Here is a 15,147-nt window from a genome sequence, read left to right on the forward strand (position 1 = left end):
GACGTGAAGATGTGCCCTCACCACGGGTGAACGGAAGTTGAACGACTCACCCGTTCGGTGGAGGCAATGGCAGGGTGAGCAGCATGGATGGTCGTGACCTGGTGCGTTCGGTGAAGGCGGTCGGTTCGACGGGGGCGGCCCAAGGGTTGCGGACCGTGCGGGCCGCATGGCGCAGGCGGCGTGCCGATGCCGCCGGGCTGCCGCGACGGGGAGCCGAGCGTGCGCGGGTACCGGGCCCGGTGCAGGCCGTGGAACCTGGGCCGGGCGGCGGTGTCGTCCGGTTCACCCGATCCGAACTGCGGATCATGGTCGCGGTGAGTGGGGCGGTGTTCTGGGGCTGGGACGGCGCCGGTCCGGAGCCGTCGTACGGGCTCGCCGGCCGTTGTCCGGAGCCGGACCCGCGGGCCGTCCTGGAGCCCGACAAGGACGGCGGGTGGCGGGTGGTGGCCGAACGGGTGACGGTCGTCGTCTCGCGGCACGGCGCCGTCGAGGTGCGCACCCCTGGTGGGGTGATCCTGCGCCGCGACCCGCCGCCCCGCTGGTGGGAGCCGGTCGGCGGGGGTGCGGCGCGCTGGATGCAGCGTTCGGAAGTGGCCGCCGACGCCCGGTTCTTCGGTCTGGGCGGGCGGGCGGCGGGTCCCCGGCTGCGCGACGGCACGTACCGGTTGTGGAACACCGATCCGCGGCGCGCCTTCGCGCCCGGCGAGGACCCGCTGTACATCACCATGCCCGTGCAGATGGTGGTCGCGGACGCGGGCACCCATCTCGTGTTCCACGACACCTCGTGGAACGGCACCGTGGCCCTGCGCGAGGGCGAGGAGGGTGCGGGCTCCGGCCATGACCGGGCCGGGACGTGCGAGCTGCGAATGGACGGCGGGCCACTGCGCTGCTGGGTGATAGTGGGCACCCCGGCGCGCGTACTGAACGCCTGGGTGTCGCTGGCCGGGGCGCCCGCGCTGCCGCCCGCCTGGGCGCTGGGGCACCATCACGCGCGCTGGGGCTTCGGCAGCGAGCAGGAGGTGCGGCGGATCGTCGCGGGCTACCAGGAGCGTGATCTGCCGCTCGACGCGGTTCATCTGGACATCGACCACTACGACGCGCATCAGGTGTTCACGGTCGACCGGGAACGGTTCCCGAAACTGCCGGCGCTCGCCGGGGATCTGCGTCGTGACGGCATCCGGCTGGTGTCGATCGTCGACGCGGCCGTCAAGGCCGAGCCGGGCAACGCGGTGTACGACAGTGGCGTCGCGGAGAACGCCTTCGTGAGGGATGCCTCGGGCCGGCCCGTACGCAGCGTCGTGTGGGCCGGGGACTCGGTCCATCCGGACTTCACGGACGCGCGCGTGCGGGAGTGGTGGGGCGGTCTCTACGAGGAGCGGCTCGCGCAGGGGTTCGCGGGGTTCTGGCACGACATGAACGAGCCGACGTCGTTCACGGCCTTCGGGGAGTCGACGCTGCCGCGGTCGGCGCGGCACTCTCTGGAGGGGCGCGGGGGTGACCATCGGGAGGCTCACAATGTGTACGCCCTGGGGATGGCCCGGGCCGCGTACGAGGGTCTGCGCCGGCTGGCTCCCCAGGAGCGGCCGTTCCTCTTCTCGCGCTCCGGGTGGGCCGGAATGCAGCGCTACGGAGGGACCTGGTCCGGGGACGTGGCCACCGGCTGGCCGGGTTTGCGGGCGTCGCTGTCGTTGGTGCTGGGGCTCGGTCTGTGCGGGGTGCCGTACTCGGGGCCGGACGTGGGGGGCTTCGACGGGAGTCCGTCGCCGGAGTTGTATCTGCGGTGGTTCCAGCTCGGCGCGTATCTCCCGCTGTTCCGTACGCACGCGGGTCTGCGGGCGGGGCGCCGGGAGCCCTGGGAGTTCGGTGCCGACGTTCTGGAGCACGCGCGTGCGGCGCTCGTCGAGCGGCGGCGGCTGTTGCCCTACTTCGTGACGCTCGCGCATCTGGCGGCCCGTACCGGAGCACCGTACGTGCGTCCGGTGTGGTGGAGCGCGCCCGAGGACCGGGCGCTGCGCGACTGCGAGGACACCTTCCTGCTCGGTGACTGTCTCCTCGTGGCACCGGTGCTGGACCACGGGGCGGACCGGCGTGCGGTCCAGCTGCCGCGGGGGCGCTGGTACGACACCGTCACCGAGGAGGCGTACGAGGGGCCGGCCCAGGTGCTGCTCGACGCCCCCTTGTCGCGGATTCCGGTTCTGGCGCGCGCGGGTGCCGTCCTGCCCGTCCGGGGCGATGACGGCGCTCTGGAGCTGGAGGTGTGGGCTCCCGCGCGCGGGCGGGCCGGTGGTGGCCTCGTGGTGCCTGACGAGGGCGACGGCTGGGAGGAGCCGGAGGTGGAACGCTATGTGACGCGCTGGGAGGGGAAGCGCGTGGTCGTCAGGCGGGAAGGGGACAGCGGCACGAGCGAGCCGGGGCGTCCCGTTCGGATGCGGGGCCTCGGGACGCTCTGAAGGGCCCTGCGGGGGCCGAGGAGCCCCTCAGTACCGTCCCTCGAACCATGCCCTGGCCGCCAGAGTGTGCAGCGGGAAGGCGAGTTCGGCCGGTCTGCGCAGCAGGTGCCAGCCCTCGGTCTCGTCCGTGGCGGCGGAGGCAGGAAGGTCGGCCGCCGGGCGCTCAGGGAGGAGGCCGAAGAGCAGCAGGTGGCCGGCGGGAGAGCTCATCGCGTCGGCGAGGCGTACCTCGCGGCTGGCGGCGTCGATGCCCGTCTCTTCCCTGAGTTCCCGGACGACGGCATGTCGCCAGTCCTCCCGGTCGTCTATGAAGCCACCGGGCAACGCGATGCCCCCGCGCGCGGGGGTGATGGTCCGGGTGATGACGACCAGGGCGGTGCCCTGGGCGTCGTAGACGGGTTGCAGGGCCACCGCGACCGGCAAGGGGTTGCGGTAGGCGACGGCTCCACAGGCGGCACAGGTGCGGGGCCAGCCGGAGATGCCCTCTCCGTAGGGTGCTCCGCAACTCGAACAGTGCGAGTCGGGGGCGAAGTCGGCAGGCGGGTGCGGGGTTTCGGACACGCCGGGACTGTAGCCGATCACCCGGCTCCGGCTTCGGGCGCCTCCGTCTTCGGTGCGCCTTCGGTCCGTCCTCGGCCGCGGTGCCGTACGGCGTGCCCGCCCGTCGTCACGGGGCGGGCGGACCGGCTCAGCGGGTAGAGGTCAGCGACCTCTCGGACACGGGGAAGTCGAAGTAGGTGTCCGGATAGGGCTCGGGCTTGTAGGTGTAGTGCCACCATTCCTCGGCGAGGTTGACGAACCCGAGGCCTTCGAGGGTGTCCTTCAGGAGCAGCCGGTTGGCGCGCTGCACTCCCTGGACGCGCGGGTCCAGGGTGTGGGCGAGCGTGTCGAAGCAGTCGAAGCCGGTGCCCATGTCCAGGGAGTTGTCCGGGAAGCGCTCGCCCTTGGACGCGTAGCAGGGCACGAGGGGCTGTCCGGGAACGTAGGGCCTGGTGGGCTTCGCCGGCAGTCTCACGATTGTGAGGTCCATCGTCGAACCGCGGCTGTGTCCGGACTTCTCGGCGATGTAACCGTCCTCGAACAGACGGGTCTTGTCGACCTGCGGATAGAACTCGGGCTTCATCGTCTGGTCGTCGAGGTCCTCGGCCCAGCGGACGAAGTGGTCGACGGCCCGTTGCGGCCGGTAGCAGTCGTACACCTTGAGGGTGTAGCCCCGTCGCAGCAGTCGCGTCTGGGCCTTGTGGAGGGCCTCGGCGGCGGGCCGGGTGAGGATGCAGACGGGCTGCCGGTAGCCGTCGATCCGTTCGCCCACGAAGTTGTGCGGGGTGAAGTAGCGCATCTCCTGGACGATCGTCGGGTCCACGGACCTCAGGGCGACGAAGCCGTCGGGGGCCTTCGGCTCGGGCGTCGCACGGGCGGTGGCGGAGGCGGCGGTCACGGCCAGCAGGGCGGCGAGTGTGGTCATCAGGCCGCGCACGGCGCTGGAGAGTCGTGTCATGTCCCCTGCGTCTACCAGGTGAGGGCTTCGACGGGGAAGAGGCCGTGTACGGCCGGGCCGTGTCGAGCGACCGATTCGCCGCGGGTCCCGAGCCTCACCGCCGGAGCGACGGCCGGAACCACCCCCGTGGGCCCCGGCCGCCCCTCCTGTACTCCGACGCCCCGGAGGTCCGCGTGGTTCTCTTCCGACGCTGCCCATTTTCCGTTGCCCGTGGCACACTTCTGACGTTCCGTCAGATCCACTGCCATGGAGGGGTCTTGTCGCGTACACGCACACCCGTGGTCGCCGGATGGTTCGCCGGAGACGGGGACGGGTTCCACCTGCTCGGCACGCGCTGCTCGGCGTGCACCTCGGTCTTCTTCCCCCGCGAGGACGCTTTCTGCCGCAATCCCGGCTGCCCGGGCGGCGACCTGACCGAGGTCCCGCTCTCCCGACGCGGTCGTGTCTGGTCCTACACGGACAGCCGGTACCGGCCTCCGTCACCGTATGTGACCGATCCGGAACTCTCGTGGGAACCCTACGCGTTGATCGCTGTGGAGCTGGAATCCGAGCGGATCGTCGTCCTCGGCCAGACGGTTCCCGGTGTCTCCACCGTCGATCTGGCGGTGGGCATGGAGGTGGAGGTCGTCCCCGGCGTGCTCAACGAGGACGAGGAGACGACGTGGACGACGTGGCACTGGCGGCCGACAGGGGTGACGGCATGAGCGGCATGCGGCACGGGGGTGACGGCTTGAGCGGCGAGGTGGCGGTGCTCGGCGCGGGCATGCACCCATGGGGCAAGTGGGGACATCGCTTCGTCGAGTACGGGGTCGCGGCGGCCCGCGCGGCGCTGGCCGACGCGGGAGTCGACTGGCGCGACGTCGACTCGGTCGTGGGCGCGGACACCGTGCGCGGAGGCTATCCCGGGCACGTGGCGGGCGCGACCGTCGCGAAGGCGCTCGGCTGGCAGGGTGCCCGGGTGACGAGCGTGTACGCGGCGTGCGCCTCCGGAGCGCAGGCCGTCGGCACCGCGCGGGCGCAGATCCTGTCGGGTCTCGCGGACCTGGTGCTCGTGGTGGGCGCGGACGCGGCGCCCAAGGGGTTCTTCCGTCCGGCGGGCGGGGACCGGCCGGACGATCCCGACTGGCTGCGGTTCCGTGTCCTCGGCGCGACGAATCCGACGTACTTCGGGCTGTACGCGCGCCGGCGGATGGCCGTGCACGGGGACACGCTGGAGGACTTCGCGCAGGTCAAGGTGAAGAACGCCGCCTTCGGGGCGCTGAACCCGAACGCGCGGTACCGCAGGAGGGTCACCGCCGAGGAGGTGGCCGGCTCCGCGGTCGTCGCCGATCCGCTGCGGCTGCTCGACATCTGCGCGACCTCCGACGGTGGTGCCGCCCTGGTGCTGTCGAGCATGGAGTTCGCACGACGGCACGGGACACCGGACCCCGTGCGGATCCGCGCGGTGTCCACGGTGACGCCGCGGTATCCCAACACCGTGCTGGATCTCCCGGACATCGCCACGGACTCCGCGGTCGCGGTGGAGCCCGCGGCGGACACCTTCCGCGCCTCGATCGCGCGAGCGGCCTACGAGGAGGCGGGCATCGGCCCCGAGGACCTGTCGCTGGCCGAGGTGTACGACCTGTCCACGGCGCTGGAGTTGCAGTGGTACGAGGATCTCGGACTGTGCGCGGAGGGCGAGGCGGCGAAGCTGCTGCGGGAAGGCGCCACGGCGCTCGGCGGCCGGATACCGGTCAACGCCAGCGGCGGCCTGGCCTCGTTCGGTGAAGCCGTGCCTGCACAGGCCATAGCCCAGGTGTGCGAGCTGACCTGGCAGCTGCGGGGCCACGCGGGCGACCGGCAGGTCACGGGAGCACGCGTGGGGATCACCGCGAACCAAGGGCTGTTCGGACACGGGTCGTCGGTGGTCGCCGTCCGCTGAGTCGGCAGACTTTCGCACTCTCTGTGACGACTCGGGAATCCCGCGTGAACAGCTCGTGAATCGAGCCCGGGCACGCGCGTACGGCGCCAGTATGCTTCCGTGCCCTCCTGGACGGATACTGTCCGCTTCGCCTTCCAGCCGGTCGTCAACCTGACGACCGGAGGGGTCGCGGCGCTGGAGATGCTCGCCCGTCCGGAGGCCGGCGACATCCTCGCGCAGGCCCGTCGCGATCCCGAACTCGACGGCCGGCTGGCCGCGTTGGCGATTCGCGCGGCGGCCCGCAAGGAGACGCTGCTGCCGCTGCACGTCAACGTGTTCGCCGGGACGCTGGCCGATCTCGGCGGCCTCGCGGCGCTGCGCGAGACGGTCCGCGCGGCCGGGCGGCTGCCGTGGGAGGTGACGGTCGACATCGGTCCGCCGTACACCCATGTCCCGCAGCACGCCCTGCTGGAGGCGGTCGCCACGCTGCGCGGCGACGGCTTCCGGATCTGCGCGGACGGCGTGGGGGACGGCGACGTACCGCTGCGCCTGCTCACGGATCTCGCACCCGACCTGGTAAAGCTCGACGTGTCCCTGCTGGCGCGCCCCGCGGCCGTACGGGCGATGCGGACGCTGTGCGAAGAGTTGGGCGCGCTGTTGTCCGTGGAGGGCGTCGAGACGGAGCTGCAGTGCGCGGCCGCGGTGTCGGCGGGCGCTCAGCTGGCGCAGGGCGACCTGTTCGCGCCGCCCGCCCGGCTGCCCGCCGCTGACGTATACGTTCCGGCCCTCTCTCCCGGCGTCACCCCGACGCCCCCGTCCGGGCCTTCGGTGCTGCAGTTCGTCCGGCCCGCCGCGCTGCTGCCCGCGACGGCGTCCGCGGAACGGGTACGCGCGCTGCTCACCGGGTCGCCCGACGTGTCCGGGGTGTTGCTCGTGGACTCCGCCGGTATCCCGGTCCGCTCGGTGCACCGGTCACGATTCCTGTTGTCCATGTCCGGTCCCTACGGGCACGCGCTGTACGCCGACCGCCCGGCCGCCAAGCTCGGTGATCCGCCGCGCACGGTCGGCGTGGACGCCACCGCGTGGGAGGTCCTCGACGTGGTGGCGGACGGGGAGCGGGACCGTACGTCCGACGATGTGGCGGTCGTCGACCGCTACGGGCGGTGCGTGGGGGTCGTACGCCTGGCCGATCTCGTACGAGCGCTCTCCGAGAGCCGGGTCGAGGAGGCGGCGGGGCTCAACCCGTTGACGAGGCTGCCCGGTTCGGACGCGATCACCACGGAGGTGGACCGGCGGATCGCCCACGGCCTGGTGTTCGCGCTCAGCTGGCTCGACGTCGACCATTTCAAGCAGGTCAACGACGGGGCCGGGTTCGCGGCCGGCGACGAGCTGATCCGCGCGGTCGGGCGGGCTCTGCAGCTCGCGGCGTCCGAGGCCACACGAGTGGGGCACATCGGTGGCGACGACTTCCTGGTCCTGGCGGACCCGGACATGCTCGACCCGCTGGCCAGTTCCGTGCTCGACGCGCCCTGGTCGGCGGGCGGACGGTCCGTCACGCTGTCGCTGGCCACGGTCCTGTGCGCGCCGGGAAGCGTGAGCGACCACCGGCAGGCGGCGGCCTGCCTGGCGCCGCTCAAACAGGCGGCGAAGGCACTGAACGGGGCGAGCTGGGTGCTGGGGCGTGCGGGTCTGCCGGGCTGTGAGGTCCGCCGCGGCTCGGGCGCGGCGGCGGCGCAGGCGGGCTGAGCGGCATGGCGGCCGGGGAGGCGTGATTCTCCCGCGGGCCGGTGCGGCGGCCGGGTACCGGGTGACTTTCGGGAACGCGGGAGCCGCACGGAGCGTGGGGACACGAGAGCCGCGTGACGGGCGAGGACACGGAAGCCGTGGGACGGGCGGTGCCCTGGGGGCGGTCGGCCCGGGACGAGTGGGCCGGAATGCCCGTGCCGCGTGCCGATCTTGGCTCGTTCACGGCCCTCAACCGTTCCCGTCACCGACCTTGACGCCCCCTGGGCACCGGTGAACACTTCCGGGTGTCAGTCGGCATCGCCGCGTTCGGGCCTCTCCAGGCAACGCGCCGCTCGGGTTCCCGACCTGTACCAAGGCCGTACCCCCACAGGCGATTCCGCTGCGACGGCACGCTCGTCACGGACGCCGGGCGGGGCGCGGGATCTCCCTGCCCTCGGCTGAAGTAGCCATGGGAAACGCACCCTGCACGGTGGCCCGGGGCGGTCCGCTCCGGGCGAGGCCTAGGAGCCGCCATGAGCAACGGCGACATATTTGTCGGCGAGTTGATCGGCACTGCGATTCTGATTCTGTTCGGCGCGGGCGTCTGCGCCGCTGTCACACTCGACAAGTCCAAGGCGCAGGGCGCCGGCTGGGTCGTCATCGCCTTCGGGTGGGGATTCGGCGTGCTCGCCGGCGCGTACACCGCCGCTCCGCTGTCCGGGGGCCAGATCAACCCGGCCGTGACCATCGGGTTCGCCATCGAGGGCTCGACCAAGTGGGAGGACGTGCCCTTCTACCTCCTGGGGCAGTTCGCCGGAGCCGCCATCGGCGCCACGCTCTGCTGGCTGCTCTACCTCGGCCAGTTCAACCTCAACGCGGACGAGGACAACGCCATCGAGACGCTGGGCATCTTCTCGACCCGGCCCGAGATCGACAACCCGGTCCAGAACCTCATCACCGAGACCATCGCCACCGTCGGCCTGATGCTGCCCATTCTGGCCATGGTCGGCGGCCACAAGCACGTGGCGGGGATCGGCGACGCGGGACTTCCGGTACAGCTCATCGCGTTCCTCGTCGTCGGTATCGGCCTCTCGCTGGGCGGCCCCACCGGGTACGCCATCAATCCGGCCCGCGACCTGGGACCACGCCTCATCCACGCACTGCTGCCGATTCCCAACAAGGGCACCTCGCAGTGGAGCTACTCCTGGATCCCCGTGGTCGGCCCGATCGCGGGTGCCGCCATCGGGGCCGCGATCTACAACGCAGCCTTCTGACGAAGGGGACGTCATGACGGACAACGCCGAGAAGTACGTCGCCGCAATCGACCAGGGCACCACCTCGAGCCGCTGCATCATCTTCGACCGGGGCGGCGCGATCGTCGCCGTCGACCAACGCGAGCACCGCCAGATCTTCCCCAAGCCGGGGTGGGTGGAACACGACGCCACCGAGATCTGGTCCAAGGTGCAGGCGGTGGTGGCCGGCGCGATCGCCAAGGCCGGCCTGCGCGCCGACCAGCTGAGCGCGCTCGGCATCACCAACCAGCGCGAGACGACGGTCCTGTGGGACCGCGCCACCGGCAAGCCCGTGCACAACGCGATCGTCTGGCAGGACACCCGGACCTCCGCGCTCTGCCACGAACTGGGCGGCACGGACGGCCAGGACCGCTTCCGCGAGCAGACCGGTCTGCCGCTGGCCAGCTACTTCTCCGGGCCCAAGGCCGCCTGGCTGCTGGACAACGTGCCGGGCCTGCGCGCGCGTGCCGAACGCGGCGAGATCGCCTTCGGCACCATCGACTCCTGGCTGATCTGGAACCTGACGGGCGGCACGAACGGCGGACGACACGTCACGGACGTCACCAACGCCGGGCGCACCATGCTGATGAACCTGGAGACCCTCCAGTGGGACCCGTCCATCCTCTCCGCGATGAACGTCCCCGAAGCGGTGCTGCCCGAGATCAGGTCCTCCGCCGAGGTGTACGGCACCGCCGTGGGCCAGCTCGCGGGCGTCCCCGTGGCGTCGGCGCTCGGCGACCAGCAGGCGGCGGTCTTCGGGCAGGCCTGCTACGACGTGGGGACGGCCAAGAACACGTACGGCACGGGCAGTTTCCTCCTGCTCAACACCGGCAACCGGCCCGTCCCCTCGAAGAACGGGCTGCTCACCACCATGGGGTACAAGATCGGCGGTGAGGCGCCCGTCTACTGTCTCGAGGGGTCGATCGCGATCACCGGCGCCCTGGTGCAATGGTTCCGCGACCAGCTCGGCATCATCCGTACCGCCGACGAGATCGAGCCGCTGGCCGCGAGCGTCGAGGACAACGGCGGCGCGTACATCGTGCCCGCGTTCTCCGGCCTGTTCGCTCCCTACTGGCGCTCGGACGCCCGCGGTGTCGTCACCGGCCTCACCCGGTACGTCACGAAGGCGCACCTCGCCCGTGCGGTCCTGGAGGCGACGAGCTGGCAGACCCGGGAGGTCGTGGACGCCATGTTCCAGGACTCCGGGGTACAGATCACCACCTTGAAGGTGGACGGCGGCATGACCAAGAACAACCTGCTGATGCAGCACCAGGCGGACGTCCTCGGCGTGCCGGTGATCCGTCCGAAGGTCTCCGAGACGACGTGTCTGGGAGCGGCCTACGCGGCCGGGCTCGCCACCGGCGTGTGGAACGACCTCGACGAGCTGAAGTCGCACTGGCAGAAGGACGTCGAGTGGACACCGGCCATGGAGGCCTCCGTACGCGACCGCGAGTACCACAACTGGCGCAAGGCGGTGGAGAAGAGCTTCGGCTGGCACACGGACGACGTCGGCTGATGACGAGGTCCACGCGCGCGTGGCCCGGGTGAGGAGCACGCGCGCGTGCGCAGCTGCGGCCCGTACCCCGGTCGGCGGGGGTACGGGCCGCGTCCGCCGTGCCGCCCGTGGACCCGGGTCAGATCGTGACCGGTTCGCGTCGGTCGGCCGCGGTGGTCAGCGCGTGCTGAACGACCTCGATGAGAACCTCCTTGGCCGACTCCCGGTCCCGTGCGTCGCACAGGACGAGCGGCACGTCCGCGTCGAGGTCGAGGGCCTGACGCACCTCTTCGACCGGGTGGCGTGCCACTCCTTCGAAGCAATTGACCCCCATCACGAACGGAATGGAGCGCCGCTCGAAGTAGTCGACGGCGGCGAAGCAGTCCTCCAGGCGGCGGGTGTCGGCGAGCACGATCGCGCCGAGCGAACCGGTGGCCAGTTCGTCCCACAGGAACCAGAAGCGGTCCTGTCCGGGCGTCCCGAAGAGGTACAGCACCAGGTCCTCGCGGAGCGTGATGCGGCCGAAGTCCATGGCGACGGTGGTGGTGTTCTTGCCCTCCACACCGCTGGTGTCGTCGACGGGCCGGCCCGCCTCGGTGAGCACCTCCTCGGTGCGCAGCGGTTTGATCTCACTGACCGCGCCGACCAGGGTCGTCTTGCCCACGCCGAAGCCGCCGGCCACCAGGATCTTGAGCGTGACGGGTTCGACCGGGGGCTTGCCGCGCTCAGAACGCCCGAAGATCATCGATCTCTACTCCTGCTTGATGGGGAACCGTGCGGCGGTGGTGGGCCGTAGCCCCCGCCGCCAGGGGTTTCGATGACGAGTACGTCGCCGGGGCCGACATCCGTCGTAGCACTTCCGCCAAGTTCGGTGACCGTGCCGTCGGCGCGCTCCACCCGGCCCGCGCCGAGTGCCCCCGGCTCGCCGCCCGCCATGCCGTAGGGCGCCATCCGGCGGTGCTGGGAGAGCGTGGAGACGGTCATCGGCTCGAGGAAACGGATCCGGCGCACGGCACCGTCCCCGCCGTTCCAGCGTCCCCGGCCTCCGCTGCCGTGCCGGACCGCGAACTCGTCGAGCCGGACCGGCAGCCGCCATTCCAGCACCTCGGGGTCGGTGAGCCGCGAGTTGGTCATGTGGGTCTGCACGACGGACGCCCCGGGGAAGCCGTCGCCGGCGCCCGATCCGGAGGCCACGGTCTCGTAGTACTGGTAGCGCTCGTTGCCGAACGAGACGTTGTTCATCGTGCCGGAGCCCTCGGCCTGTACGCCCAGGGCTCCGTACAGCGCTCCGGTGATCGCCTGGGACGTCTCCACGTTGCCCGCGACCACGGCGGCCGGGGGCTCGGGGGCGAGCATCGAGCCGGGCGGCACCACGATGTCGAGGGGCCGCAGACAGCCTTCGTTGAGTGGGATGTCGTCGTCGACCAGGGTGCGGAAGACGTAGAGGACCGCGGCGTCGACCACGGAGAAGGGCGCGTTGAAGTTGGTGGTGAGTTGCGCGGACGTACCCGTGAAGTCGATGGTCGCGGAGCGCTCGCGGCGGTCCACCCGCACGCTGACCCGGATGACGGCCCCCGAGTCGGTCTCGTAGGCGAACTCGCCGTCCTCCAGGGCGTCGATGACGCGTCGCACGGCTTCCTCGGCGTTGTCCTGCACGTGGCGCATATACGCCTGGACGACGTCGACGCCGAAGTTCTCGATCATGCGGGCGACTTCGGTGACGCCCTTCTGGTTGGCGGCGATCTGGGCGCGCAGGTCGGCGAGGTTGGTCTCCGGGTCGCGCGAGGGGTAGGGCGCCTCGGTCAGCAGGGCCAGTGTCTCCGCCTCGCGGAACCGGCCGTTCTCGGCGAGCAGCCAGTTGTCGAAGAGGATGCCTTCCTCGTCGATGGTGCGACTGTTCGCGGGCATGGAACCCGGCGCGATGCCGCCGATCTCGGCGTGGTGGCCGCGCGAGGCGACGTAGAAGAGGATCCGGTCACCCTCCGTGTCGAACACGGGGGTGATCACGGTGACGTCCGGCAGGTGTGTACCGCCGTGGTACGGGTCGTTGACCGCGTAGGTGTCGCCGGGCCGCATGCTGTCGCCGCGCCGCCGGACGACCTCCTGCACGCTGGTGCCCATGGAGCCCAAGTGCACCGGGATGTGCGGTGCGTTGGCCACCAGGCTGCCGTCGGGGTCGAAGAGGGCGCACGAGAAGTCCAGGCGCTCCTTGATGTTCACCGACTGGGCGGTGGACTCCAGTCGGGCGCCCATCTGCTCGGCGATGGACATGAAGAGGTTGTTGAAGACCTCCAGGAGGACCGGGTCCGCTTCCGTGCCGAGATCGGAACTCTGCGTAACCGCCACGCGTTCCATGACCAGATGCCCGTCGTCGGTCGCCGCGGCCCGCCAGCCGTCGTCGACGACGGTCGTCGCGCTGGACTCCGTGATGATCGCGGGTCCGGTGACGGTCTGCCCGGGGGGCAGTTCCTCGCGGCGGTGCAGGGGCACGTCGCGCCAGGCGCCTCCCGTGTGGAGGCTGACCGTCTCCGGCGTACCGGGGGCGGACGAAGAGGTGACGAGGGCGGAGAGATCGGGGGGTTCGGTGAGACCGGTGGCCTCCACGGACAGGGCTTCCACGACGACCGGACGATCGAGGGTGAAGGAGTAGGTGGCGCGATGGAGTTCCTCGAAGGCCCGGGTCATGGTGTCGGGCCGCGTCAGCTCGACGGTGAGCGCCGTGTCGGTGCCGTCGTAGCGGAGCTGGGCGCGGCGGGTGACACGGATGCGGTCCCCGGGCACGTCCTCGGCGAGGAGTTCGGCGCGCGCCGCGCCTTCCAGGTCGTCGGCGGTCTTGAGGACGCCGGGCATCGCGGAGGCCGCCAGGGGTACCTCCACGGACTGCTCGCGCATGGCCGTGGTGTCGGCGAGCCCGATGCCGAGGGCGGAGAGGACACCGGCCATGGGCGGTACGAGGACCGTGCGGATGCCGAGCGAGTCGGCCACCATGCACGCGTGCTGACCGCCCGCGCCGCCGAAGGTGGTGAGCGCGTACCGGGTGACGTCATGGCCCTGCTGGACCGAGATCCGCTTGACGGCGTTGGCGATGTTGGCCACGGCGATCCGCAGGTACCCCTCGGCCACCTGTTCCGGGGTGCGGTCGTCGCCGGACTTCTCGCGGATCTCGCGCGCGAGAGCGGCGAACCGGTCGCGGACGAGAGTGTCGTCGAGGGGCTGGTCGCCCTCGGGGCCGAACACCTTGGGGAAGTACGTCGACTGGATGCGGCCGAGCGCCACGTTGGCGTCGGTGACCGTGAGCGGGCCGCCGCCGCGGTAGGAGGCGGGGCCGGGAGCGGCGCCGGCCGAGTCGGGTCCGACGCGGTAGCGGGAGCCGTCGAAGTGAAGCACGGAGCCGCCCCCGGCGGCGACGGTGTGGATGTCCAGCATGGGCGCGCGCAGCCGGACCCCGGCGATCCGCGTGGTGAAGACGCGTTCGTACTCGCCCGCGAAGTGCGAGACGTCCGTGGAGGTGCCGCCCATGTCGAAGCCGATGACGCGGTCGAAGCCGGCGAGCTGCGACATCCGGGCCATGCCGACGATGCCACCCGCGGGCCCGGACAGGATGGCGTCCTTGCCGCGGAACTGGCCGGCTTCGGTGAGCCCTCCGTTGGACTGCATGAACATCAGCCGTACGCCGCGGAGTTCGTCGGCGACGTGCTCGACGTAACGGCGCAGCACCGGCGACAGGTACGCGTCCACGACCGCCGTGTCGCCCCGCGGCACCAGCTTCATCAAGGGGCTGACCTCGCTGGAGAGCGAGATCTGCGGGAATCCGACCGTGGCGGCGAGTTCGCCGACGGCCTGTTCGTGGGTGGGGTGGAGGTGACTGTGCATGCAGACGACGGCGACGGCGCGGATGCCGGCGTCGTACGCCTCCTGGAGGGGCGCGGCGAGGGCGTCGAGGTCCGGGGCGCGCAGGACGGTGCCGTCGGCGGCGATCCGCTCGTCGACCTCGACCACGCGTTCGTACAGCAGCTCGGGCAGTTCGATGGCGCGGGCGAAGATGCGGGGGCGGTTCTGGTAGGCGATGCGCAAGGCGTCCCGGAAGCCGCGGGTGATGACGAGAAGGGTGCGTTCTCCCTTGCGTTCCAGGAGGGCGTTGGTGGCTACGGTGGTGCCCATGCGGACGGCGTCGACGGGCGTGACCCGGGGATCCCGGCCGTCGTCGCCCAGGAGTTCGCGTACGCCCGCCACCGCCGCGTCGGTGTACCGGGCGGGGTTGTCGGACAGCAGTTTGTGCGTGAGCAGGCGGCCGTCCGGGCGGCGCGCGACGATGTCGGTGAAGGTGCCACCCCGGTCGACCCAGAACTGCCAGCCAGTCACTTATGTTCCCCGCTTCCGCCCAGCTCAGAGCGCTCGGAGGCCGTTGATCACGTCGCGCAGAATACTCTCGTCCGGAAGCTCGGCAGGGGGTACGGGACGTGTCACATGGACCATTTCCTCGTGCACGAGGTCGCCGATCAGGACCCGTACCACCCCGATGGGGAGGTCGAGCTCGGCGGCGAGTTCGGCGACCGACTGGGGCGTGTCGCGGCAGAGTTCCACGATGTCCACGTGTTCCGGGGACAGGTTGTGGTCCGCTTCGGGGTCGTCCGCGTGGGGTTCGGCGACGACCACGGCGATCAGGTCGAGGCGGTGCTGGGCCGGGCTGGTGGTGCGGCCGCGCGTCATCGCATAGGGCCGGACCACCGGTCCGGCGTCGTCGTCGAACCAGTGGCTTCTTCCCTGACCGTCTCCGCTCATGCCAT

The 15,147-nt window shown here is 71.2% G+C and carries 10 protein-coding genes and 1 pseudogene; 6 read left to right on the top strand and 5 right to left on the bottom strand.

Annotation, left to right across the window (positions count from 1 at the left end):
* The first annotated feature begins 83 nt into the window (after positions 1 to 83).
* A complete protein-coding gene (locus OHB41_RS10610; protein ID WP_266697589.1) occupies positions 84 to 2,450 on the top strand; it encodes a glycoside hydrolase family 31 protein in 2,367 nt (788 codons plus the stop codon).
* Between the two features lie 27 nt (positions 2,451 to 2,477).
* Here the strand turns inward: OHB41_RS10610 and OHB41_RS10615 are convergent, their stop codons facing one another.
* Together OHB41_RS10615 and OHB41_RS10620 are read right to left on the bottom strand one after the other, a co-directional pair.
* Complete coding sequence (locus OHB41_RS10615; RefSeq protein WP_266697590.1) at positions 2,478 to 3,011, bottom strand: NUDIX domain-containing protein; 534 nt, start codon at positions 3,009 to 3,011, stop codon at positions 2,478 to 2,480.
* Positions 3,012 to 3,138: 127 nt separating this feature from the next.
* Complete coding sequence (locus OHB41_RS10620; protein ID WP_266697591.1) at positions 3,139 to 3,948, bottom strand: M15 family metallopeptidase; 810 nt, start codon at positions 3,946 to 3,948, stop codon at positions 3,139 to 3,141.
* A gap of 278 nt (positions 3,949 to 4,226) precedes the next feature.
* Between OHB41_RS10620 and OHB41_RS10625 the strand changes: the two genes are divergently transcribed.
* From OHB41_RS10625 to glpK, 5 genes are all read left to right on the top strand, one after another.
* Positions 4,227 to 4,652 carry a Zn-ribbon domain-containing OB-fold protein gene (locus OHB41_RS10625; RefSeq protein WP_266705767.1) on the top strand — a complete coding sequence of 142 codons (426 nt, stop codon included), beginning with the start codon at positions 4,227 to 4,229 and terminating at the stop codon, positions 4,650 to 4,652.
* A gap of 26 nt (positions 4,653 to 4,678) precedes the next feature.
* Positions 4,679 to 5,869: a lipid-transfer protein gene (locus tag OHB41_RS10630; protein WP_266705769.1), complete on the top strand. Its 1,191-nt coding sequence runs from the start codon at positions 4,679 to 4,681 to the stop codon at positions 5,867 to 5,869.
* A 99-nt stretch (positions 5,870 to 5,968) separates the two neighbouring features.
* Positions 5,969 to 7,594, top strand: coding sequence for a GGDEF domain-containing protein (locus tag OHB41_RS10635; RefSeq protein WP_266697592.1), 1,626 nt, complete (start codon positions 5,969 to 5,971; stop codon positions 7,592 to 7,594).
* Positions 7,595 to 8,106: 512 nt separating this feature from the next.
* A complete protein-coding gene (locus tag OHB41_RS10640; protein ID WP_266697593.1) occupies positions 8,107 to 8,847 on the top strand; it encodes an MIP/aquaporin family protein in 741 nt (246 codons plus the stop codon).
* A 13-nt stretch (positions 8,848 to 8,860) separates the two neighbouring features.
* On the top strand, positions 8,861 to 10,381 hold the full coding sequence (gene glpK / locus OHB41_RS10645) for a glycerol kinase GlpK (protein ID WP_266697594.1): 1,521 nt from the start codon (positions 8,861 to 8,863) through the stop codon (positions 10,379 to 10,381).
* 118 nt (positions 10,382 to 10,499) lie between these two features.
* Here the strand turns inward: glpK and OHB41_RS10650 are convergent, their stop codons facing one another.
* The 3 genes and pseudogenes from OHB41_RS10650 to OHB41_RS10660 form a co-directional block, all read right to left on the bottom strand.
* On the bottom strand, positions 10,500 to 11,105 hold the full coding sequence (locus OHB41_RS10650; RefSeq protein WP_266697595.1) for a GTP-binding protein: 606 nt from the start codon (positions 11,103 to 11,105) through the stop codon (positions 10,500 to 10,502).
* Positions 11,086 to 14,722 (bottom strand): annotated as a pseudogene (locus OHB41_RS10655) (hydantoinase B/oxoprolinase family protein). The gene OHB41_RS10650 and the pseudogene OHB41_RS10655 overlap by 20 nt, the downstream one beginning before the upstream one ends.
* A 24-nt stretch (positions 14,723 to 14,746) precedes the next feature.
* Entirely contained in the window at positions 14,747 to 15,142 is a 396-nt protein-coding gene (locus OHB41_RS10660) for a DUF742 domain-containing protein (RefSeq protein WP_266697596.1), read from the bottom strand.
* Positions 15,143 to 15,147: the final 5 nt, after the last annotated feature.

Origin of the sequence: Streptomyces sp. NBC_01571, assembly GCF_026339875.1 — a bacterium.
Taxonomy (GTDB): Bacteria; Actinomycetota; Actinomycetes; order Streptomycetales; family Streptomycetaceae; genus Streptomyces.

Bases quoted from the DNA above. Each gene is read 5' to 3' on its own strand.
- OHB41_RS10610 (WP_266697589.1), top strand. From the start codon at position 84: ATGGATGGTCGTGACCTGGTGCGTTCGGTGAAGGCGGTCGGTTCGACG.
- OHB41_RS10620 (WP_266697591.1), bottom strand. From the start codon at position 3,948: ATGACACGACTCTCCAGCGCCGTGCGCGGCCTGATGACCACACTCGCC.
- OHB41_RS10640 (WP_266697593.1), top strand. From the start codon at position 8,107: ATGAGCAACGGCGACATATTTGTCGGCGAGTTGATCGGCACTGCGATT.
- glpK (WP_266697594.1), top strand. From the start codon at position 8,861: ATGACGGACAACGCCGAGAAGTACGTCGCCGCAATCGACCAGGGCACC.
- OHB41_RS10650 (WP_266697595.1), bottom strand. From the start codon at position 11,105: ATGATCTTCGGGCGTTCTGAGCGCGGCAAGCCCCCGGTCGAACCCGTC.
- OHB41_RS10660 (WP_266697596.1), bottom strand. From the start codon at position 15,142: ATGAGCGGAGACGGTCAGGGAAGAAGCCACTGGTTCGACGACGACGCC.